The organism is Gaetbulibacter sp. M240 (assembly GCF_043876815.1).
In the GTDB taxonomy this organism is placed as follows: Bacteria; Bacteroidota; Bacteroidia; order Flavobacteriales; family Flavobacteriaceae; genus Gaetbulibacter_A.
In genome coordinates this window covers 114,835-135,966 of the sequence record NZ_JBAWKA010000003.1, presented here as the reverse complement: position 1 = coordinate 135,966, position 21,132 = coordinate 114,835, and the positions used below count along the sequence as shown (strand labels likewise).

Annotated in this window: 13 protein-coding genes; 9 read left to right on the top strand and 4 right to left on the bottom strand. The window is 39.0% G+C overall.

The genetic code is table 11. The features are described 5' to 3' along the window. Positions 1-53: 53 nt before the first annotated feature. Positions 54-2,855 (bottom strand): TonB-dependent receptor domain-containing protein, encoded by a 2,802-nt coding sequence (locus V8G61_RS09760; RefSeq protein WP_394875408.1) that lies wholly within the window; start codon positions 2,853-2,855, stop codon positions 54-56. 311 nt (positions 2,856-3,166) lie between these two features. Here V8G61_RS09760 and aspS point away from each other — a divergent pair, with 311 nt between their 5' ends. Genes aspS through V8G61_RS09745 form a run of 3 tightly spaced genes read left to right on the top strand, consistent with a single transcriptional unit; the run spans position 3,167 to position 7,002 of the window. After that, positions 3,167-4,921 carry an aspartate--tRNA ligase gene (gene aspS, locus V8G61_RS09755; protein WP_394875407.1) on the top strand — a complete coding sequence of 585 codons (1,755 nt, stop codon included), beginning with the start codon at positions 3,167-3,169 and terminating at the stop codon, positions 4,919-4,921. Between the two features lie 43 nt (positions 4,922-4,964). Further along, positions 4,965-6,752: a chloride channel protein gene (locus tag V8G61_RS09750; protein WP_394875406.1), complete on the top strand. Its 1,788-nt coding sequence runs from the start codon at positions 4,965-4,967 to the stop codon at positions 6,750-6,752. A 1-nt stretch (position 6,753) separates the two neighbouring features. Then, positions 6,754-7,002: a hypothetical protein gene (locus tag V8G61_RS09745; RefSeq protein WP_394875405.1), complete on the top strand. Its 249-nt coding sequence runs from the start codon at positions 6,754-6,756 to the stop codon at positions 7,000-7,002. A 475-nt stretch (positions 7,003-7,477) separates the two neighbouring features. Here V8G61_RS09745 and dxs read toward each other — a convergent pair whose 3' ends face one another. After that, complete coding sequence (gene dxs / locus V8G61_RS09740) at positions 7,478-9,238, bottom strand: 1-deoxy-D-xylulose-5-phosphate synthase (protein ID WP_394875404.1); 1,761 nt, start codon at positions 9,236-9,238, stop codon at positions 7,478-7,480. A 184-nt stretch (positions 9,239-9,422) separates the two neighbouring features. Here dxs and V8G61_RS09735 point away from each other — a divergent pair, with 184 nt between their 5' ends. Both V8G61_RS09735 and V8G61_RS09730 read left to right on the top strand, forming a co-directional pair. Further along, the gene (locus tag V8G61_RS09735; RefSeq protein ID WP_394875402.1) at positions 9,423-12,122 is read left to right on the top strand and encodes a T9SS-dependent M36 family metallopeptidase; all 2,700 of its coding nucleotides are present in this window, start codon (positions 9,423-9,425) and stop codon (positions 12,120-12,122) included. Positions 12,123-12,183: 61 nt separating this feature from the next. Next, a complete protein-coding gene (locus V8G61_RS09730) occupies positions 12,184-12,633 on the top strand; it encodes a nucleoside deaminase (protein ID WP_394875401.1) in 450 nt (149 codons plus the stop codon). 350 nt (positions 12,634-12,983) lie between these two features. Here V8G61_RS09730 and V8G61_RS09725 read toward each other — a convergent pair whose 3' ends face one another. Then, complete coding sequence (locus V8G61_RS09725) at positions 12,984-14,324, bottom strand: deoxyguanosinetriphosphate triphosphohydrolase (RefSeq protein WP_394875400.1); 1,341 nt, start codon at positions 14,322-14,324, stop codon at positions 12,984-12,986. 159 nt (positions 14,325-14,483) lie between these two features. Between V8G61_RS09725 and V8G61_RS09720 the strand changes: the two genes are divergently transcribed. The 3 genes from V8G61_RS09720 to V8G61_RS09710 all read left to right on the top strand — a co-directional run bounded on the left by V8G61_RS09720 (position 14,484) and on the right by V8G61_RS09710 (position 19,142). After that, a complete protein-coding gene (locus tag V8G61_RS09720; RefSeq protein ID WP_394875398.1) occupies positions 14,484-14,864 on the top strand; it encodes a carboxypeptidase-like regulatory domain-containing protein in 381 nt (126 codons plus the stop codon). Positions 14,865-15,122: 258 nt separating this feature from the next. After that, the gene (locus tag V8G61_RS09715) at positions 15,123-17,933 is read left to right on the top strand and encodes a TonB-dependent receptor domain-containing protein (protein ID WP_394875397.1); all 2,811 of its coding nucleotides are present in this window, start codon (positions 15,123-15,125) and stop codon (positions 17,931-17,933) included. 39 nt (positions 17,934-17,972) lie between these two features. Then, entirely contained in the window at positions 17,973-19,142 is a 1,170-nt protein-coding gene (locus V8G61_RS09710) for a multidrug transporter (RefSeq protein WP_394875396.1), read from the top strand. A gap of 73 nt (positions 19,143-19,215) precedes the next feature. Here the strand turns inward: V8G61_RS09710 and V8G61_RS09705 are convergent, their stop codons facing one another. Continuing rightward, positions 19,216-19,533, bottom strand: coding sequence for a toxin-antitoxin system YwqK family antitoxin (locus tag V8G61_RS09705; RefSeq protein ID WP_394875395.1), 318 nt, complete (start codon positions 19,531-19,533; stop codon positions 19,216-19,218). A gap of 376 nt (positions 19,534-19,909) precedes the next feature. On the opposite strand from V8G61_RS09705, the gene V8G61_RS09700 reads away from it, so the two are divergent. Then, positions 19,910-21,100, top strand: coding sequence for a porin (locus V8G61_RS09700; RefSeq protein ID WP_394875394.1), 1,191 nt, complete (start codon positions 19,910-19,912; stop codon positions 21,098-21,100). Positions 21,101-21,132 lie beyond the last annotated feature (32 nt).

Below are 21,132 nucleotides of genomic sequence, written 5' to 3'. Positions count from 1 at the left end.
AAAAAATGCTGCCCAATTCGGGCAGCATTTTTGTATTAATTAAAATCTATTTCTTAAAACTTATAATTAAGAGATAGGTTAAACATCGTACCTAATTGACTAAAATGATAACCATCGTAGGTCATTTGAGAATAACGCTGGTTGAACGTAATTAAGTTAGATTGATTTTTAGTTTGTGCTGGATCAGCTAAAATAGCCGCACCGGCAGCGTTTTCTGCTTTAAAGCTCCATTCCGGTAAAACGTTCAATAGATTATTAACGTTTAATGCTATGGTTATTTTCTCTGTAGCATTGAAATTAATGCCTAAATCAGTTACAATTTTAGGCGTAAACTCTGTTCTTAAATCATTGCTCATTCCTTGTTGCTTAAATGTTGTTTTTCCGAAATAAGTATTGTTTAAAGAAAAGCCGAATTTATTGATATTATAATTCGCTCCTAAAATCCATTTGGTTTGTGGTCTGGAAGTAAAAAATAAAGCTTCTTGAGTTGCGTTTACAACAGATTGACCTGAATTAGCTACTAAAGGAATATCCTTAACAGCGCCATCTCTTTCATTTTCAATAGTATAATTACCTGACAAGTTTAAATCCAAATCACCTGATCCAATAAGGATATTCTTTTGGCTAAGTACAACATCAATACCTGATGTTCTTGTATCTATGGCATTCGAGAAGAAACTTACATCAGATAAATTATTATTAGTTAAAAGAATATCTAATGGGTTTGAGGGGTCACCACTTGGACCTATTTCAGAACCTAATACGATACGGTCTTTTACTGCAATATTATAATAATCTACTGTAAAGCTTAGGTTGTTGGTTAATTGACCCCCTAACCCAATCGTAAAGTTGTTAGACGTTTCAGCATCTAATTCAGGAATACCTAAAAGCTTGGCTTGTGTAGACACGTTATTAATTAAACCGCCCACTTGAATACCTTGCCCCGGCACAAAGCTATATTGTGCTTTTTGGGTATAAATTTGATGTAACGTTGGCGCTCTGAATCCAGAAGAAACAGAAGCTCTAGCTGTTAACTTATCTGTTATTTTTAAACGAGAGCTAAACTTATATACAAACGTATTTCCAAAATCTGAATAGTTCTCCGTTCTCACTGTTCCGCTTATTAAGAAAGCATCAGAAATATCAAAATCTAAAGAAAAGTAACCACCAAAATTGTAACGGTTAAATTTACCTGAATTTTGAGGAGCGTTACCTGCAAATGAATCGGCGCCACCACCATCGTAAGATGCTAATTCACCTTCAATAACTTCAAAAGTTTCATTTCTAAACTCAGCACCAAAACCTATACTTATTTGATCAGAAAGGATTCGGGAAATATCAATGTTTCCTACATTGTGAGTAAAACGAGTTCCTCCCGGATCGAAAGACTGCTGGCTATTTTCTCTGTATAATTGAGAACCTTCTGTAATTTCTCCATCATCAACTGTACCATTATTATTTGCATCAACCCAAGTAGAGGGTGAATAAACAAAATTTCTGTTATGAGAATTATTTACGGTATAGGTTTGTGTATTACCCCCTGTGGTGTAACTTAAATCTACATTCCAGTCGTTTACTTTGGTTTTAATCCCTACGGTACCATTGTAATCATTCAAAAGTCCCTCGAAAGTTGGCACATACCCATCATAACCACCGGCTGTGTTTGGGTTATTCCCCGGGAAAAAGTCTGCTAGGTATGGAAAATCATCAATAGTTCTCCAATATGGTGTTCTGTAGTTTGCAAAACTATTTACTTTCTTGTATACATAAGCGGCATTAAAATACATTTCTGTATTATCACTTAAATCCAATCCTCCATTAATTAAAAATTTAGATGAAGCCGTTTCTGGCGATCCATTTATATTTCCTGCGTCAGGTTTTCTACCTAAGAACTCATTTACAAAAGCCACATCGGCAGCTGTACCTCCTGTAAAATCAGCAATTTCACCAGCAGCATCAACTGTTCCTGGTCTGTTTGCTAAATTCACTTTAGAAAAATCTATAGTATAATTAATAAAACCTTTATTGTCTCCAATAGCACTTCCATTGTTCACACTAAAACCAACCATTTCACCATCACCTTCTGAGGTCACACCTGTTCTTAAGGTTGCTGAACCAAAATTAGCGTCATCTTTAAGAATGATGTTCATAACACCTGCGATAGCATCAGAACCATATTGTGCTGAGGCCCCGTCTCGAAGGATTTCAACTCTCTTGATAGCATCTGTAGGAATTGCAGAAATATCTGCACCTGTTTCACCGCGACCCGGAGAGGTTTGTGTATAAAGTAATGCACTTAAATTTTTACGTTTACCGTTAATAAGAATTAAGGTTCTACTCGGTCCCATGTTTCTGATCTCATACGGATCTAAAAGCGAGGTCGCATCATTAACCGGTGTTTGCACTGTATTAAAAGATGGAATTCTATATTGCAAAGCCTTATCGAACGTTACTTGTCCTGTTGATGTTAATTCCTTTGCAGCAAGCACATCTACTGGTAGAGCCGTATCTACACTACTTCGAGGTGCCGTACGCGATCCTACTAAAATAACTTCATCCAAAGCTACTCCGGATTTCATTGTAACATTCAATGTACGTCCTGAAACAGTTACTTCTTGTTTTTCATAGCCTACGTAAGTAAACACGAGAACATCACCATTACTTGCCGAAATTGAATACTTACCATCAAAGTCGGTTGTTGTTCCTGTTGTCGTTCCTTTAACAACTACTGATACCCCAGGTAGCGGACCTGAATCGTCACTAACGGTACCTGTAACTTCTTGAGCATGAAACAATCCGGTTACTGCAAAACAGAACAGAAAAACAAGCCCTTTAACATGTAAAAATTTAACCATAATTATTGAGTTTTTAAATTAGAAAAGCTAATATAGGTATATTAAAAGCAAAAAAATTAACATATTTATAAAATATCCTTAAAAATGATTTGATTCTGTTTGAAATATATGAGGTTTTTCCGTAAATTTTTGAGGATATTAAATTGCTATGTGCATTTACAATACATTTATACCCACGTTTCCAACTCAATTAATTAACCACATTAAAAATATCCCCTGATTTCTTAGTTTTTTGAAAAGATATCTTACTAAATTTGCACTTTTATGCGCTACCTGCGTTGCAATCTGCAGAGCGCTAAAATTTTATAACCATGTATAGGAGTCATAATTGTGGTGCTTTGAACGCATCACATATAAATAAAGAGGTTACATTATCCGGTTGGGTTCAAAAAATCAGAGACAAAGGGTTTATCGTTTGGGTCGATTTACGTGACCGTTATGGAATCACACAATTGGTTTTCGACGAAGAACGTAGCCCAAAGTCCATGATGGAACAGGCCCAGAAATTGGGGCGCGAATTTGTTATTCAAGTCAAAGGAACAGTTATTGAAAGGGCATCAAAAAACCCTAATCTCCCAACGGGAGACATAGAAATTTTGGTGTCTGAGCTTAGCATTTTAAATGAAGCGCTTTTACCTCCTTTCACTATTGAAGACAAAACCGATGGCGGTGAAGAATTACGGATGAAATATCGTTATCTGGACATCCGCCGGAACCCGGTAAAAAATAATTTAATATTCAGGCACAAAGTTACTCAAGCCGTTAGAACCTATCTTTCGGGTGAAGATTTTATTGAAGTGGAAACTCCGTATTTGATTAAATCGACTCCGGAAGGTGCGCGTGATTTCGTTGTACCATCCCGAATGAATGCCGGACAATTCTATGCCTTACCACAATCGCCACAAACCTTTAAACAACTGCTTATGGTTGGCGGTATGGATAAGTATTTTCAAATTGTAAAGTGTTTTAGAGATGAAGACCTGCGTGCCGACAGACAGCCGGAATTCACGCAGATCGATTGCGAAATGGCCTTCATTGACCAGGAAGATATTTTAAATACTTTCGAGGGTTTAACGCGCCACTTACTAAAGGAGATCAATGGTGTTTCGGTTGCTGAATTTCCAAGATTAACATACGACGAAGCCATGCGTTTATACGGAAACGACAAACCTGATATTCGTTTTGGGATGACCTTTGGCGAATTGAATGCCGTGACGCAGCATAAAGATTTTAATGTCTTCAACGCTGCTGAATTAGTTGTTGGCATCGCTATTCCGGGTGGTAACAGTCTCACAAGAAAAGAGATCGATAAACTGATCGATTGGGTAAAACGTCCACAAATCGGAGCTCTTGGTATGGTTTATTGCCGCTGCAACGACGATGGTAGTTTCAAATCGTCTGTCGATAAATTTTACGATCAGGACGATCTTGGCCAATGGGCAGAAGTTACCGGTGCAAAACCAGGTGACCTCATCTGTGTTCTTTCCGGCGAAACCGATAAAGTTCGTCCGCAATTAAGTGCCTTGCGTATGGAAATGGCAGAACGCTTGGGCCTGCGCAAACCAAACGAATTTGCACCGCTTTGGGTTGTTGATTTTCCATTATTAGAATGGGATGAAGATACCGAGCGTTATCATGCCATGCACCATCCATTCACGGCGCCAAAAGCAGACCAGATCGAATTACTTAAAACCAATCCCGGAGCTGTTAAGGCCAATGCCTATGACCTAGTGTTGAACGGAAACGAAATTGGCGGAGGTTCGATCAGAATTCATGATAAGGCCACACAATCCTTAATGTTCGATTATTTAGGCTTTACTCCTGAAGAAGCGAAAGCACAATTTGGATTTTTAATGGATGCCTTTCAATATGGTGCGCCACCACATGGCGGCCTGGCTTTTGGTCTAGACCGTTTGGTCGCTATTTTAGGCGGACAAGAAACCATTCGCGATTTTATTGCATTCCCAAAAAACAACAACGGACGCGACGTGATGATCGATGCGCCTGCACCCATTGACAACGAACAATTGTCAGAATTAAGTTTAAAACTAAACTTAAAAGCATAAAAATGACGTCCTGAAAAAGCAGGGCATTAAGGTAATTTTAATTATGCCTTTTAGTTCTAAAAATCTATTACGAAAATTCCTGATCTGGAAATACAAACATATCTCCGAGCGACAGTTCGTTTTTATGTTAAGTATCCTCGTTGGATTTTTGGCAGGTATGGGTACGGTAGCACTTAAAAACCTCACCCACTACATTAAATTGTTATTTGAACTTGAGCTTTTTAAAAATTATCAGAACTCGCTTTACTTTATTTTTCCGCTCATTGGTCTGTTTCTGGTTTATCTAATAAAACAGATCTGGCTAAAGAAACATATTGGCCACGGGATTTCTTCAACCTTATATGCGATCTCAAAATTAGGGGGTATCATCCCCAGGTATAATATATATGCTGCTTTAATTACGGCTCCTTTAACCGCCGGTTTTGGTGGTTCCGTTGGATTGCAAGGACCAGCTGTAAGTGTAGGATCTGCCTTAGGGTCTAATGCAGCCCGTATGTTTCACATGAACCAAAAAACAAGGATGTTATTAATTGGTTGTGCCGCAGCCGGAGCTATGGCTTCTATGTTCAAGGCCCCCATCGCAGCCATTATTTTTGCTGTGGAGATTTTTAGTTTAGACATCGCTTTCACTTCCTTAATCCCACTTTTGCTGGCTTCGGTTTCAGCGGTTGTAACTTCTTATTTTTTCCTGGGAACTGATATCTTATTGAGGTTCCAGCTTACCGATAAATTTGAAATAACAGATATAGGGTTTTATATCATTTTAGCATTAGCAACAGCTTTTGCTTCGGTGTATTTCTCAAAGGTGTTTTTTACGATATCTAACTTTTTTAAACAATTTGAAAGCAGAGCGGTACGCCTTTTAATAGGCGCCTTAGCCATTGGAACGATTCTTTATTTTATACCGCCCCTATACGGTGAAGGTTACGGTATTATGAATAATTTGTTAAAAGGGGATCATTTGGCGGCCATAGGCAAAACCCCTTTCGACCTCGATCTCAATAATGTATGGGTAGTTATTGGCCTGTTGTTAGGAATAGCCGTTTTTAAGGCCATCGCCATGACCACTACTTTTGGTGCCGGCGGTGTTGGTGGTGTTTTTATCCCTACGCTGGTTATGGGAAGTGCTATAGGAAATGCCTTTGCAAAAATTATTAATAATATTGGATTAAACTTTGAGGTTTCAGAATCGAACTTCACCTTAATTGGAATGACAGGACTTATGGCCGGCGTTTTACATGCGCCTCTAACAGCCATATTCCTCATTGCGGAAATCACCGGGGGTTACGAACTTTTTGTACCCTTAATGCTCGTTTCGGCTATTTCATTTTCCATAACCAAATATTATACCGCCCACTCCATTTATACCCTCAAATTAGCCGAACGTGGTGAGCTCATGACCCACGATAAAGATCAGAATGTCCTTATGGTTCTGGATATCGATAAGGTCATAGAAACCAATTTTATTGTCCTCAGGCCAGAAATGAAATTACGCCATATCCTGGAAAATGCCGTTGCAAAATCGTCCAGAAACCATTTTCCCGTGGTCGATGAAGATCAAAGGTTTTTAGGTGTAATACGCTTAGACGACATTCGGCATATGATGTTCGATACCGATATCTATGACGAAATAGACGCCGCAAGTTTAATGCACGCCGATGCAGGAATTATAGATTACGACCACGATTCCATGCAAGATATTATGGATACCTTTAAAAAAAGTGGTGCATGGAATTTACCCGTAACAAAAAACGGTAAGTACTATGGCTATATCTCAAAATCTAAATTACTAACCGCCTACAGGCAGCAATTAATTAATTTTACCAAGTAAAATGAAATACCTGATCTGGATATTTTTTATCGCTTCTATGGGCAGTATCATTGCCGGTTTTAGCGCACCCGAAGAAAATAACGAAACCCTCATCGGATTGGGCGTTGTAGGTCTTTTTATTATTGTATTTCCCCTGTTTACCTGGTACCGCTGGAAAGATAGAGATATCAAGGATTACATGCTTACCAAAGAGAATCTTGACAAGATGCGCGACAATCAAAAATCGAACAAAAAGGATAAAAATAAATAGGGCGTTCCTTCGCGCGCCAAAAAGCGCGCTTGTCGGGCTTTCCGCTACAAGTCCTCGCGCCAAGCGCTGTGGGCTTTCCACTACAATCCCTAACGCATTCCCTGCCTAATGATAGGTCTAACGCGAATACCGTTATTGCGAGGGAAACCAAGTAATCTACTCAAAAGAAATGTATTGTCATTTAGAGCGGAATGAAATGGAGCGAAGAGTCTCAGTTTTTAACGATGAGATTACCACGTCGCTACGCTCCTCGTAATGACGTTCCATGCCGTCATTGCGAACAGCGTGAAGCAATCCGCTCATTGTAATTGCAGTTGTCATTCAGAGCATTCCGAATGTATTCGGAGTCGAAGAATCTCAAAAAATAGTTAAACAGATTCTTCAGTCGCTTAGCTCCTTCTGAATGACAAAAACCACAATCATTACAAAAACGGCGAAGCAACCTGTTCAAAATGATAACATTGTCATTTAAAATTTAGCGAAGTTTCCTCAAAACAGCAGCTTTAATACTCGCTGCATCTAGGCCAACAAATTTCTGAAGCTGATCCACATTACCATGATCTATAAAAGTATCGGGAATGCCTAATAAGTTTACCTTATTGCTATATTTATGTTCTGCCGCAAATTCCAAAACAGCAGCCCCGAATCCTCCTTTTACACTATTATCCTCAACGGTAATAATGGTATTGAAGTTTTCAAAAACTGCATGAAGCAACTCGGCATCCAAAGGTTTTACAAAACGCAGATCGTAGTGCGCTGCAGGTAGATCCTGCAAGGCTTCTGTTACATTTTTAGCCATCGTACCAATGGAGAGTACCGCAATATCAGTTCCTTTTTTAAGCATTTCACCCGTTCCGATCTCCAGCGTTTTAAAAGGTTGTTTCCAGTGCGTAATAACTCCTTTATCACGAGGATATCTTATTGCGATCGGGCCATCCAGACCTTGCTGTGCTGTATACATGATATTTCGCAATTCCACCTCGTTACGTGGTGCAGCAATGATCATGTTCGGAATGCAGCGCAGATACGACAGATCGAAAACTCCATGATGAGTAGCACCGTCCTTTCCCACCAGACCGGCACGGTCCAGGCAAAAAATTACAGGTAGTTTTTGTAAGGCAACATCATGAATGATCTGATCATAGGCCCGTTGTAAAAACGTTGAATAAATGGCACAGAATGGCACCAATCCCTGAGTAGCCATTCCTGCGGCCAGGGTAACGGCATGCTGCTCTGCAATTCCTACATCAAAAGTGCGATCAGGAAAAACCTTCATTAAATATTTGAGGGAGGTTCCTGTTGGCATGGCTGCGGTAATGCCTACAATATTTTTATTTTCCTTTGCCAATTCTACCAGAGATAAACCAAATACATCCTGAAATTTTATAGGCCCTTCTGATGGAACAACTTGGTGTAATTCTCCGGTTTCGGCATTAAATTTCCCCGGTGCATGATAGGTCACTTGATCGGTCTCCGCTTGTTTCAAACCTTTCCCTTTAGTCGTTATAATATGTAAAAGTTTAGGGCCGTTTACTTTTTTCAGACGCTTAAGGGTCTTTAGTAATTTTGGTAGGTCGTGGCCATCTATGGGGCCCGAGTAATTAAAATTTAAAGCCTCAATAATATTGTTTCGCTTTTGGGTCCCTTTCTTTACATTCGTTAAATAGTTCTTTAAGGCTCCTACACTAGGGTCGATTCCAATAGCATTGTCATTCAGGATAACCAGTAAATTAGCATCGGTAACTCCGGCATGATTCAAACCTTCAAAAGCCATTCCTCCTGCGATACTAGCGTCACCAATAACAGCGATATGTTGCTTTTCAAAATCGCCCTTTAGTCTCGAAGCGAGTGCCATTCCTAAAGCTGCAGAAATTGAGGTGGAGGCATGTCCTACTCCAAAGGTATCAAACTCACTTTCGCTGCGTTTTGGAAAGCCACTTATACCACCCCATTCCCGATTGGTATGAAAGGTGTCGCGACGTCCAGTTAAAATTTTATGGCCGTAAGCTTGATGACCCACATCCCAAATAAGCAGGTCATTTGGAGTATTAAAGCTATAATGAAGGGCAATAGTAAGCTCTACTACACCTAAACTAGCACCTAAATGGCCTTCTTTGGTCGCCACAATAGTGATGATAAAATCCCTCAGTTCCTGAGCGAGTATTGGTAATGCTTCAGGAGGTAATCGCCGCAGATCTTCCGGTGTGTTAATCGTATGTAAAAAGCGGTATTTCACGTCACAAAAGTACAGTTTTTACGAGAGCCATATCAAAATATTTTCGCACCTGCCTATAAACATGAAGTTTATCGATGTATTTGAATTTGAATTTTTGATAATCAATACTAAAAAGGAATAATTATTGTTAAATGATATCATAATTATTATTAGATATTAGTATATTTCAAGAAAAAAAATTGAAATGAGAAAATTTTACAAGACTATCCCTCTAGGAGTTGTTTGTCTTTTTCTATCGTTTTCCGCTTCGGCCCAAATAAAACTATCAGAATCGAAACACGGCCCAGCTATTTCTTCTTATCTAAATACAAGCGCTAAAACAGGAAAATTATCGGCAACTGACATACAGGACCTATATATTTCCAACGAAACGTTTTCAGAAAAAACAGGAGTTACTAATTTATATTTAAATCAATATTACAAAGGCATAAAACTGGTTAATGTTTCAACCAGTATCGCTGTAAAAAACAATAAGGTGTTTCACATGGCGGGTACCTTGGAGGCGAATATTGCCCAAAGAATAAATATCGTAATACCGTCGGTGTCACCAACAGAGGCCATTGCAAAAGTAGCCAACCATTTCAAACTAGGATCCGTTGGAAATCTTAATTTAATAAGTACCGACACCAATAAATCGGTGTATTCCAAAGGAGCTATTTCCAAAGAGAATATTCCGGTCGAGCAAGTGTTTTTTAAAACCCGGGAAGGCAACATAAAACTGGCTTGGGACTTAAGTATTCTAACTCAGGATGGTAAACATTGGTGGAGTGTTCGATTGGATGCTAAGACCGGTGCAATTTTAGATATTAACGATTGGACCCTGGAGTGTACCTTTGGAGATAACGATCATGCGAATCATCAACACCGCGCAAGCTCAAGAGCTACTACCAGTCCGGAACTTTTCAAACCCAATAGTTCTATTATGACTGATGGATCACAATACAATGTATATGCCTTACCTACGGAAAGCCCTAATCACGGTCCCAGAACTTTGGTTACTGAACCTGCCGATCCTCTAGCCTCCCCCTTTGGTTGGCATGATGATAATGGTATAGCAGGTACAGAATATACGACAACCAAAGGAAACAACGTACTGGTTTACGACGATTCTAACGGTACGAATTCTATAGCTTACTCAGCTGATGGAGGTGCGTCTTTAAATTTTGATTTCCCGATTGATTTTGATTCACAACCCGTAGTTTCCCGAGATGCATCGTTAACGAATTTATTTTACGTCAATAATATGGTGCATGATATCATGTACTATTATGGTTTTGATGAGGAATCCGGGAACTTTCAAAAAACCGACTATGCTGGTGTCAACCTTGCGGGTGCCGGTGATCCTGTTATCGCGGATGGTTTGGATGGTAGTGATTTTAATAATGCTAATTTTTCAACGCCTCCTGATGGGAATAACCCACGTATGCAAATGTTCCTGTGGAATACCTCGAATGGAAACACATTAACTATCAACAATGGCTCATTGGCAGGAAGCTATGTAGGCATTCCTGCAGCTTTTGGTGATGAACTTCCAGCAATCGATCCGCTTACAGCCGAGCTGGCCTTGACCTTTGATGATAACTCAGGAACCTCAACAGATATTAATGATGCCTGTGACCCGATTATTGATGGGGCTAGTCTTAATGGTAAGATTGCCATAATTAACAGGGGATCCTGTGATTTCGGAACCAAAATACTAGCCGTTCAGAACGAAGGAGCTGTTGCAGCTATCGTAATCACAGACGACAGACCTGTGGTTATTATGGGTGCTGGGGACGATGGTGACCAAGTGACCATTCCCAGTATTATGATCAGTCGTGCCGATGGTGTTGCTATTATAGCAGCGTTACGATTTGAAACGATTAGTGCGTCTTTAGTATTACCTCCTTATATTGACGGGAGTTACGACAATGGGGTTATCATTCATGAATATGGTCATGGAATCTCCATTCGCTTAACGGGCGGAGCTAAAGAAGTGAACTGTTTAAGAACCTGTACTGAGCGTGATTCCGATGGCAAATGTGTTGAAGGAACCTACACTGAGCAAATGGGCGAAGGCTGGTCAGACTGGTTCGCTTTGATGCTTACCATGAAATCGACAGATAATGGGGCTACAGGACGGGGTATAGCCACCTATGATGCCGAACAGCCTATAAATGGCCCCGGAATACGTCCTTTTAGATATAGTACAGATATGAGTGTTAACCCACTCACCTATAATGACACCAATAACACGGTGCAAATAAGTGCGCCTCATGGTGTGGGCTCAGTATGGTGTACCATGCTTTGGGATCTTACCTGGAGCTACATCGACAAATATGGTTTTGATCCTGACTTTTATAACGGCACTGGAGGGAATAACAAGATCATGCAAATTGTTTTGGATGCTTTAAAATTACAACCTTGTGAACCAGGCCCAGGCTTTGTTGATGGACGGGATGCTATTTTGGCAGCTGATTTAGCGCTTACCGGAGGCCAGGACCAGTGTATGATCTGGGACGTATTTGCCAGAAGAGGTTTGGGTGTGAATGCTGATCAACAAGATTCTCTGTTGCGAAATGATCAAATTGAAAATTTTGATACACCAGATACATCAGACCCAAGTTTAGCGAATTGCACGACTTTAAGCTCTGAAGAATTTGGAACTTCAGATTATAAGATCTATCCGAATCCGGCTAATAACCTGATTAATATAAAACCAAAAATGGCTTTAGGTGATGTTACCATGACATTGGTTGACATTAATGGTAGAACGGTATTGCAGAATAAAACAAACTTTAACGATACTGTAACACTGGATATTAGTGGCTTACAAACCGGATTATATATTTTGAATATTAATGGTGATTTTATTAACACTAATGAAAAAATATTAATTGAGTAAACTGATAATGTTGAATTAAAAAAAAAGAGCCGACTTGGCTCTTTTTTTTATTTTTGCACTTATGATAACACCGTTTGACGATACGTATTTTATGAAAAAAGCTTTGCAAGAAGCTGAATTGGCTTTTGAAAAAGGTGAAATTCCTGTAGGTGCCGTGATCGTTATTGATAATAAAATTATTGCGCGAGGCCACAACCTCACGGAAACTTTGAACGATGTTACAGCCCACGCCGAAATGCAGGCTATTACTTCGGCTGCTAATTTTTTAGGTGGTAAATATCTTTTGAATTGTACGCTTTATGTGACCCTAGAACCCTGCCAAATGTGCGCCGGGGCCTTGTATTGGAGTCAGATCTCAAAAATTGTTTATGGCACCCGTGATGAAGAACGGGGCTGTATTGCTTTACAAACAAAACTGCATCCTAAAACTGAAATGACGGGTGGTATCCTGGCAGAAGAGGCTGCAAGTTTGTTGAAACGATTCTTTATTGAAAAACGAAATTTAAACTAATTATTTTTAGAAATTAAAGATTGCTTAGCATGACTAACAGCCCGTATAATCGTCATTACGAGGAGCGCAGCGACGTGGTAATCTGATATGGTGGATTCCTGCCTTTACAGGAATTAAGGAGCTTTGAAATTAAACAAAGGCTAGCAAAAAAGCCCGCGTTAGCGATTATAGTGGCATCCTTTTTTGAGTTTCGAAAAAAAGATATAACGGAAAGCGCGACCCGAAGGGTAACGCCCAAAATATATCCTTTATTTTACTGGCTTCCATGTTTTTAGTCATTACGAAGAGATTTGGCGACGTAGTAATCTCATCATAAAGATTGCTTCGCTTTGCTCGCAATGACGGTAAAATTACAACTCGATCCCCTGGATCTTTTTGTACTCCTTGATCGCTTGACTGTCGGATAGCGAGGCGATGTGAAAACAAACACTGGAAAGACGTTGGTAAAGCGTGGAGGTTTCGAGCTTGAGATTGGGCGACCAACCTTTAAGAATTAGCTTATCGTAATGCGCAGCCGTATTGTTGAAATGATTGTTTAGCGCCCGGGTGTAGGTATCGAGTAAGGTGCTGATGACGCGGTATCCGGCAATTTCTTTATCGACCACCTCTGTTGATTGGTAGATGTTTTGAACACTTATTTTAATAATATCCTTGATCTGGGCGTCGTATTGACTTTTATCTAAAAGCGCCGTGTGGAAATTCCCTTGTAAAATGGCGTCTTCATTTTGCATAAAAATACTCGCCGCCTCGTTAATGAGGTTGCCAATAGCCAGAGCACGCAAATAACCTATACGGTCTTCTTTGGTAGAGAGCGCATAATAATTTTCGGGTTTGATGTTGCTGCGGATGATCTTGGACAAAAACTCGAGAGCATATTCCTCTTGAATTAGACCGAGATTGATCCCATCCTCAAAATCAATAATAGTATAGCAAATATCATCGGCTGCTTCTACTAAAAAGGCCAATGGGTGTCTGGCATATCGAAGATCTGATCCCTTTTGTTTCAACAACCCAAGATCTTCAGCCACATCAGAGAACGCCGTTTTTTCACTTTGAAAAAAGCCATATTTTTTATCAGCAATATGATTTGTAGGACGCTTAGGAAGCGATTCTTTGGGATATTTCATAAATGCCCCGAGCGTGGCGTAACTAAGACGTAGACCCCCGGGACGCCCGGGACGACTTTCGGTTAGTAATTTAAAGCCGTTGGCATTACCTTCAAAATCGCAAAGGTCCTGATATTCTTTTGTTGTAAGCTGATCTTTGAATTGGTTTCCGACTCCCGTTTTAAAAAACTCGCCAATAGCTTTCTCTCCTGAATGTCCGAAAGGAGGATTCCCAATATCATGGGCTAAAGCTGCTGCTGCGACAATGGCTCCAAAATCATTAGCCTGATAGCCGTGCACCTTTTGTAAATGCGGATGTTTTTCAATGAGCTTTTTACCTACCAAACGCCCCAAGGAACGCCCTACTACGCTAACCTCCAAACTATGGGTTAAGCGGGTGTGTACAAAATCGGTTTGCGACAAGGGGATCACCTGGGTTTTATCTTGTAAACTACGAAAGGCGGCCGAGAAGATCACGCGGTCGTAATCCACCTCAAATCCCAGTCGGGTATCGTCCTGCTCTTTTCGTAAACGTTTGTTTGTATCGCCGTAGCGTTTTAATGATAAAAGTTGCTCCCAGTTCATGGTAAATAATTAATGCTGGCAAGATAACTAAATTAGGTAAAAAAAGAAGGCTGGATTTGGTAACATTAAAGTAACATAAACATGACTTTTGTTTAATGCTAGGATAACATTCAATTAAAGCTTTAATGTGTTCTTTGTAACAACAATTAGAGAAAGTCAATGAAATTATTTTACACCGTTGTTTTTTTAGTGATTACTGCAACAGGATTTGCGCAAAATACGGGACGTATTTCCGGTAATTTATTAGATCTGGAATCGAATAAAGCACCGCTTAATATGGCTAAAGTAACTTTGAAAGGTTTAAATACGGAAACTGTATCTGACGCTCAGGGTCATTTTAAATTTGATAATCTTAAACCCGGCACCTACACCTTGGTATCGCGTTTTGTTGGTTATGACCCTAAAGAGATCACTGTTGAAGTAAAACCTGAAACTACAAACACCGTTACTTTAGAAATGGCTGCCAGTTCCATCTCATTAGAAGATCTGGTATCCTTGGCCAGTGCCGGGCAAAAAACTGCATCAGTATCCGATAACTAAACACATTGCAAAATAAAAATAGGGCAACTTGAAGCGCCGCTTTTTTACGAAAGCGGCGCTTTTCTTTTTTAGTGCTCCCATTTTTAATATCTCTTTAAAATCTTTAAGGCTTAAATGTTAAGAGAACGTAATGAATAAAAAACATATGCTGATTATGGTAACATTATCCTAACACTTTTATCACTGTTCTTTAATCTTGAGGTAACACTGTATTCACATGTTGGTGGTTTCTTTGCACCAAGAAATTTAGAAATACTAATGAAAAAAATAACCTTATTATTTATAGTCTTAATCACCTCATTGTCTTTCGCACAGAACACGGGTTCTATTGTAGGAAAGCTGATTGATAAAGAGTATAATAATGAACCTCTGGCCTTCGCCAATGTCCTAATAAAAGGAACCACGAAAGGAACAACCTCTGATTTTGATGGTTTATATAGTTTTAATGATTTGGATCCGGGACCTTATACTTTAATATTCAGTTTTGTGGGATATACCACGCAGGAAATTCCGGTAACGGTTGCCGTAGGAAAAGAGACTGAGGTTGATATAACCATGAGCGCCAGTGCGGCATCATTAGACGAAGTTGTGATTACAACGACCACGCGCAAAGAAAGTGAAACTGCTTTGTTATTGGATCAAAAGAAGGCTGTTGAAATAAAACAAAGTATTGGTGCCCAGGAATTATCTCGAAAAGGGGTGAGTAACGCGGCGGCGGCTATTTCAAAAATATCAGGAATTTCTAAACAAGAAGGTTCCAGTAATGTTTATGTACGTGGTTTGGGTGATCGTTACCAAAACACGACGATGAACGGCTTGTCATTACCATCAAATAATGTCAATAAAAAGAACATCGACCTGAGCTTGTTCTCAACAGATGTTATCGAAAATGTATCTGTAGCTAAAGCTTACTCTGCAAAATATTACAGTGATTTCTCTGCGGGAAATGTCGATATTACCTCTAAAGATTTTACCAGTAAGGAGCTGCTGGAATTTAATACCGGATCAGGATTCAACACCAATGCGATTGGTAAGAACTTTGTAAGAAGTGAAGGTACCGGTTACTGGGGTTATTATGGACGTTATGAGCACAATCCGTTTGCGGTTATCTTATCACATGGTATCGACCCTCAAGATGCCGGAACGCCAATAAATATAAACTATTCGGGGGCTGCAGGAAAGTCATTCAATTTTGAGAATGGTTCGAAATTGAGCCTCTTTTTAACCGGCTCTTTTGAAAATGGCTATGAATACCGACAAGGTTCCGCCATCGATTATACCCTTGTAGAGAAAAAAGCATTTGAAGCAGCTGAGGAATACGAGTATACCACAAACTCTACAGTTATGGGTACAGCGAAATACCGTATTGACGACCATAACAGTTTAAAATTAACCTCTCTATTTGTAAACAATTCATCTGATGTTGTAGGTTATTTTGGTATTGATGGTAACGGTAGAAACCGCGATGCCATTGTAGATTCTGAAATAGGATTTTATCAAATGAACGTACAGTTCGATCAAACGCAAATGGTTGTAAACCAATTGGAAGGTGACCATAAATATGGTATTCTAGATATCAATTGGGCTATGGGTTACAACGTGGTACACAACAAACAACCCGATAGAAAACGTATCAGTTTGGAAAGCTATCATTTCGCATTAGACAATGACCCCAATACCAATCCAAGTTTTTACAGTAACGTGGTTTTCGATAACCAACGTTATTTCCAAAATATCAAGGATGACGAGTTCAACAGCCGTTTAAATTTCGCCTTCACCTTCACTGACGAATTGAAATTAAATGTAGGTTATAATGGTAAAAGTAAATCACGAGCATTTGATAACATTCGGTATGGCTACGATATCGTAGATCCTAATTATACCATTGACAATGTGAATAATTTCAATTCTATATTTACATTAGATAATCTGCGTGTGGATCCAAACGATAACGATGGGGTATATCAAATTCGAGTGATCAACACTATTCCAGGGCTTTCAAATACCAATCGCCCGGGCTTACCTGAAAACACCTATGATGGTACTTTAGACATCAATGCGGCTTACGTGGACACCGAGATCAAACTTGGTGAAAAATGGTTGATCGTTCCCGGGATACGTTTTGAATCGGTGGAACAAGCTATCAGTTACGATGTGATCAACTTGGGTAATAATGGTGTTGCTAGCATCAACTCGAATAACACCTTTGTGTTGCCAAGTTTAAATGTAAAGTATGCCTTGAACGATGATCAGAACCTACGTTTTACAGCGAGTCAAACGGCATCAATTCCAGAGTTTAAAGAAGTGGCTCCCTTTGTGTACGAAAATGTGGCAAGCCGTATTGGTGGTAACCCCGATCTGTTACAAAAAGGCTACTCAAAAATTTTCAACATCGATCTAAAATACGAATGGTTTTTCAGCAAAAGTGAGCTTTTGGCCGTTTCAGCTTTCGCCAAAGAGATCAAAGACCCTATCAACCTGGTTGTAGGAGCGGATGCTACAGGAACACAGCGCTACTTTAGAACTGGTGATAAGGCTACCATTTATGGTGTAGAATTGGAAATTAGAAAAAATCTGATTACGGATGAAGATGATAACACCAGTCTTTCAGCCGGTTTGAATGCCACTTACATGAAAACCGAACAGGACCTGTATCCAAATATTAGCGGAACCTATAATTTATCCTTTAACAGGAGCACTGAAGCACTTCAAGGGGCATCACCATTCATATTAAATGCGGATATCAATTATTCTCCGGTATTTGAAAACTATAAACCTACAGCCAACCTCGTATTCTCATATTTCTCTGATCGTATTGACGCTTTGGGCTCAGGACAACTAGGAAATGTGATAGAAAAAGGTATTCCAACTTTAGACTTTATTTGGAAGAATGAACTAAAAGATGCTTTTGAAATAAACTTAAGTGTCATGAACTTATTAAATCCTAAAGTAAGGTATGTTAGAGAAACTACACTTGGTAATGTCGAGGTAACCTCAGCCAATGGTAAAGGAATCTCAAACTACCAACGCGGGATGAATATTGGCCTCCAATTGAAATATAAATTTTAGCTATAACCATTAAATCAAAAATTAATTAAACAAAGAATGATGAAAAAAAATTTAATATTAGGATTAGCATTGATCTCTGTGCTATTCTCCTGTACAACAGACGGCACTTCGGATGTCATCATAAATAATTACGGTGGCACTGACGATATTAATGGTGAAACCATATTCCTTTCAGGTAATTATACACAAGATCTAACGCTTGATATAAACAATACCTATGTACTTAATGGTCCATTAATCATGACTTCCGGAACTACTTTAACCATTCCGGCAGGTATGACCATTAAAGCTTTAGCTACAGGTGCAAGTGTATATATCGCTATTTCTCAAGGGGCTAGGATCGATGCCCAGGGAACCGCTTCTGAGCCTATCGTTTTAACGTCCAACGCTTCTTCTCCTGCTCCGGGCGACTGGGGAGGTTTGATCCTTTTAGGTCGAGCACCTATCAACTCGGTAACATCCGGAAATTCGTCTACTTCTGAAATTGGAAGTTTGCCTTACGGCGGAACAAATGCTAATGACGACTCCGGTATCCTGCGCTACGTTCGCGTAGAGTATTCAGGTGGTGCTGCTGACGGTTCTTCTGAGAATAACGGTATCTCTTTTTACGGTGTAGGCGCTGGTACTTTAGTTGATTATATAGAATCTTTCGCTGGAAAAGATGACGGAATCGAATTTTTCGGTGGTACCGTAAACGTATCTCACTTGGTGGCTATTAATAATGAAGATGATTCTATTGACTGGACCGAAGGTTACTCAGGATCCATAACCGATGCCTATGTAAAACATGGTGCCAGTCACGACAAAGGTATTGAAGCCGATGGTTACAATTCGGATTACGGCAATAATGCGAGTCCAATATTTTGGTCAAATCCAACGCTAACCAATATTACTATTATCGGGAATGGCGCATCAACCGGTGGTGAAGCTATTCGTTTAAGAGTAGGCACCAAGGCTATTTTTAATAACATTTATTTACAAGGTTATAATAAAGGATTTGGTATTCATGGTGATGCTGGGGATAATCCAACAGGAGCTTGGGTATTAGACAATTCCTTAAATGCCACAGATGTTACTTTTAATGATATCAATATCAAATTAGATAATCAAACCACAGAAACCTTCACGGTTACTGATTTTGTAACCAACGATGGCGCAGGTACGATGACCGATTTTGCGACCTGGGGTGCTGGTTGGTCTAAGGAGTAAGCTCTGTTCTTCTAAAATAAAAAAAGCATTACGCTGTAGCGTAATGCTTTTTTTATTTTTATGGTGCTTGATTTTATAAAGAGGCTACATTGTTGGTGTAGTCTACCTTTTTTACTTTACCATCGATCCAGTAGGTCCATGTTCCTACTTTTTTACCTTCTTTATAATAGGCTACAGTAGTTTTTTTACCTTCCTCGTTAAACGTTAACCATTTACCTTCCAACTTACCATCGGCAGTATAAGACCCCGTCTGACTCACCTTCCCATTATCGTGATAATACACCACGTCAATTAAGTTAGTTTCCTTATTGAAGGTTAATTCCCGATTTTCATCTTGTGCAAATGCAAACGTTGTAAAAAACGCTAAAAGAATGGTTAAAATATATTTCATGATGTAGTGGGTTAAAATTCGTGATTAAATATACAATTTAGATAACATTAATGCAACATACAAGTAACGTTAATTTAACATTAAAATTTTAAATACTTGTTTTTCAGTGTTTTATATTTCGAATAATTTGCTAATTTTAATGAAAAATTAATATTTGGTTTACATTTAAATGAAGTTAATCCATGATATTTGGATTGTCTTAAGACGACTTAAATTAGTGTTTCATAAAATGCTTTAGTTTTTGTCGACTAGATGATTATGAATTCTAATAGACTGCTTTTGGCCAAGGCAGTCTTTTTTTATTGATAGTTAACCTTTAAGAAACATTTAATTAACATACGTTTTGGTTCTTTGCAGCGACAAAAACTAAGATAGAATGAAAACTAAAATTCCCTTCATAGGGCTTTTACTTCTCGTAATAAATTTTTCTTCAGCACAAGAGATTAAATCAAATCAATTTGGAAAGGGTCTATTCAACATTGTAGGCAAGGATAGTTCCTGGACTATGAAAGTAGGTTTACGTGCTCAATTACTAGCAACTTCTATGTGGAATGAAGGCGAGGCCAATGAGACCAGTTTTTTGGTTAGAAGATCCCGGTTAAAATTCGATGGCTATGCCTACAGCCCTAAATTAAAGTATAAAATTGAGCTGGGCTTATCGAATAGGGATATATCCGGTGCTTCTGTATATACCGGAAATGCCCCCCGATACATTCTCGATGCTGTTGTGATGTGGAACTTCTATGATAACTTCGTGCTTTGGTTCGGGCAAACCAAACTTCCCGGTAATAGGGAGCGTGTTATTTCCTCGGCTAATTTACAACAGGTTGATCGATCATTACTAAATAGTCGATTTAATATCGATCGGGACATGGGTTTTCAACTTCGACATCATTTTAATCTGAGTAACACCTTTGTTGTTAAAGAAATATTATCCTTAGCTCAAGGCGAAGGACGTAATATAACAACTGGAAATTTAGGAGGGTATCAATATACCGGACGCCTTGAGTTATTCCCTTTTGGCAACTTCAAAAGCAAGGGAGATTATAAAGGTGCCGCTTTAAACAGAGAACAAAAACCTAAACTTTCATTAGCAGCTAGTTACGATATTAATAATAATGCAGTAAAAACCAGAAGTAATCAAGGCTCATACATGCTAACCGATACCGGGTTTTTCGAAACTAATATTAACACCCTCTTTATTGACGCTATGTTCAAGTACAAAGGATTCTCCTTTATGGCTGAATATTCAGATAGAACGGCTGAGGATCCTATAGCTAAAAATTCCGATGGCACACCAACCGGAGATGAAGTTCAAGTTGGAAGTGGTATTAATTTACAATCAGGAATTTTGTTTCCTAATAACTGGGAATTATCAGGTCGATACACACATATTAAATTAGATCAGAATATAACCGGAAGAGATCCGGAAACACAATATACACTCGGTCTATCAAAATATGTTGTTGGCCACAGTTTAAAGGTTCAAACCGATATAAGTTATTTGGATCGTTTTGGAGGAAATAATCAGGTGATGTATCGTTTACAATGCGAAATTCACTTTTAAAAAATAACATTTACGTAACACATTATTCATAA

Excerpts from the sequence above, each read along its gene's own strand:
- V8G61_RS09715 (WP_394875397.1), top strand. The coding sequence starts at position 15,123 with ATGAAAAAAATAACCTTATTATTTATAGTCTTAATCACCTCATTGTCT.
- V8G61_RS09730 (WP_394875401.1), top strand. The coding sequence starts at position 12,184 with ATGATAACACCGTTTGACGATACGTATTTTATGAAAAAAGCTTTGCAA.
- V8G61_RS09700 (WP_394875394.1), top strand. The coding sequence starts at position 19,910 with ATGAAAACTAAAATTCCCTTCATAGGGCTTTTACTTCTCGTAATAAAT.
- V8G61_RS09735 (WP_394875402.1), top strand. The coding sequence starts at position 9,423 with ATGAGAAAATTTTACAAGACTATCCCTCTAGGAGTTGTTTGTCTTTTT.
- V8G61_RS09710 (WP_394875396.1), top strand. The coding sequence starts at position 17,973 with ATGAAAAAAAATTTAATATTAGGATTAGCATTGATCTCTGTGCTATTC.
- V8G61_RS09750 (WP_394875406.1), top strand. The coding sequence starts at position 4,965 with ATGCCTTTTAGTTCTAAAAATCTATTACGAAAATTCCTGATCTGGAAA.
- V8G61_RS09705 (WP_394875395.1), bottom strand. The coding sequence starts at position 19,533 with ATGAAATATATTTTAACCATTCTTTTAGCGTTTTTTACAACGTTTGCA.
- V8G61_RS09725 (WP_394875400.1), bottom strand. The coding sequence starts at position 14,324 with ATGAACTGGGAGCAACTTTTATCATTAAAACGCTACGGCGATACAAAC.
- V8G61_RS09745 (WP_394875405.1), top strand. The coding sequence starts at position 6,754 with ATGAAATACCTGATCTGGATATTTTTTATCGCTTCTATGGGCAGTATC.
- V8G61_RS09760 (WP_394875408.1), bottom strand. The coding sequence starts at position 2,855 with ATGGTTAAATTTTTACATGTTAAAGGGCTTGTTTTTCTGTTCTGTTTT.
- aspS (WP_394875407.1), top strand. The coding sequence starts at position 3,167 with ATGTATAGGAGTCATAATTGTGGTGCTTTGAACGCATCACATATAAAT.
- V8G61_RS09720 (WP_394875398.1), top strand. The coding sequence starts at position 14,484 with ATGAAATTATTTTACACCGTTGTTTTTTTAGTGATTACTGCAACAGGA.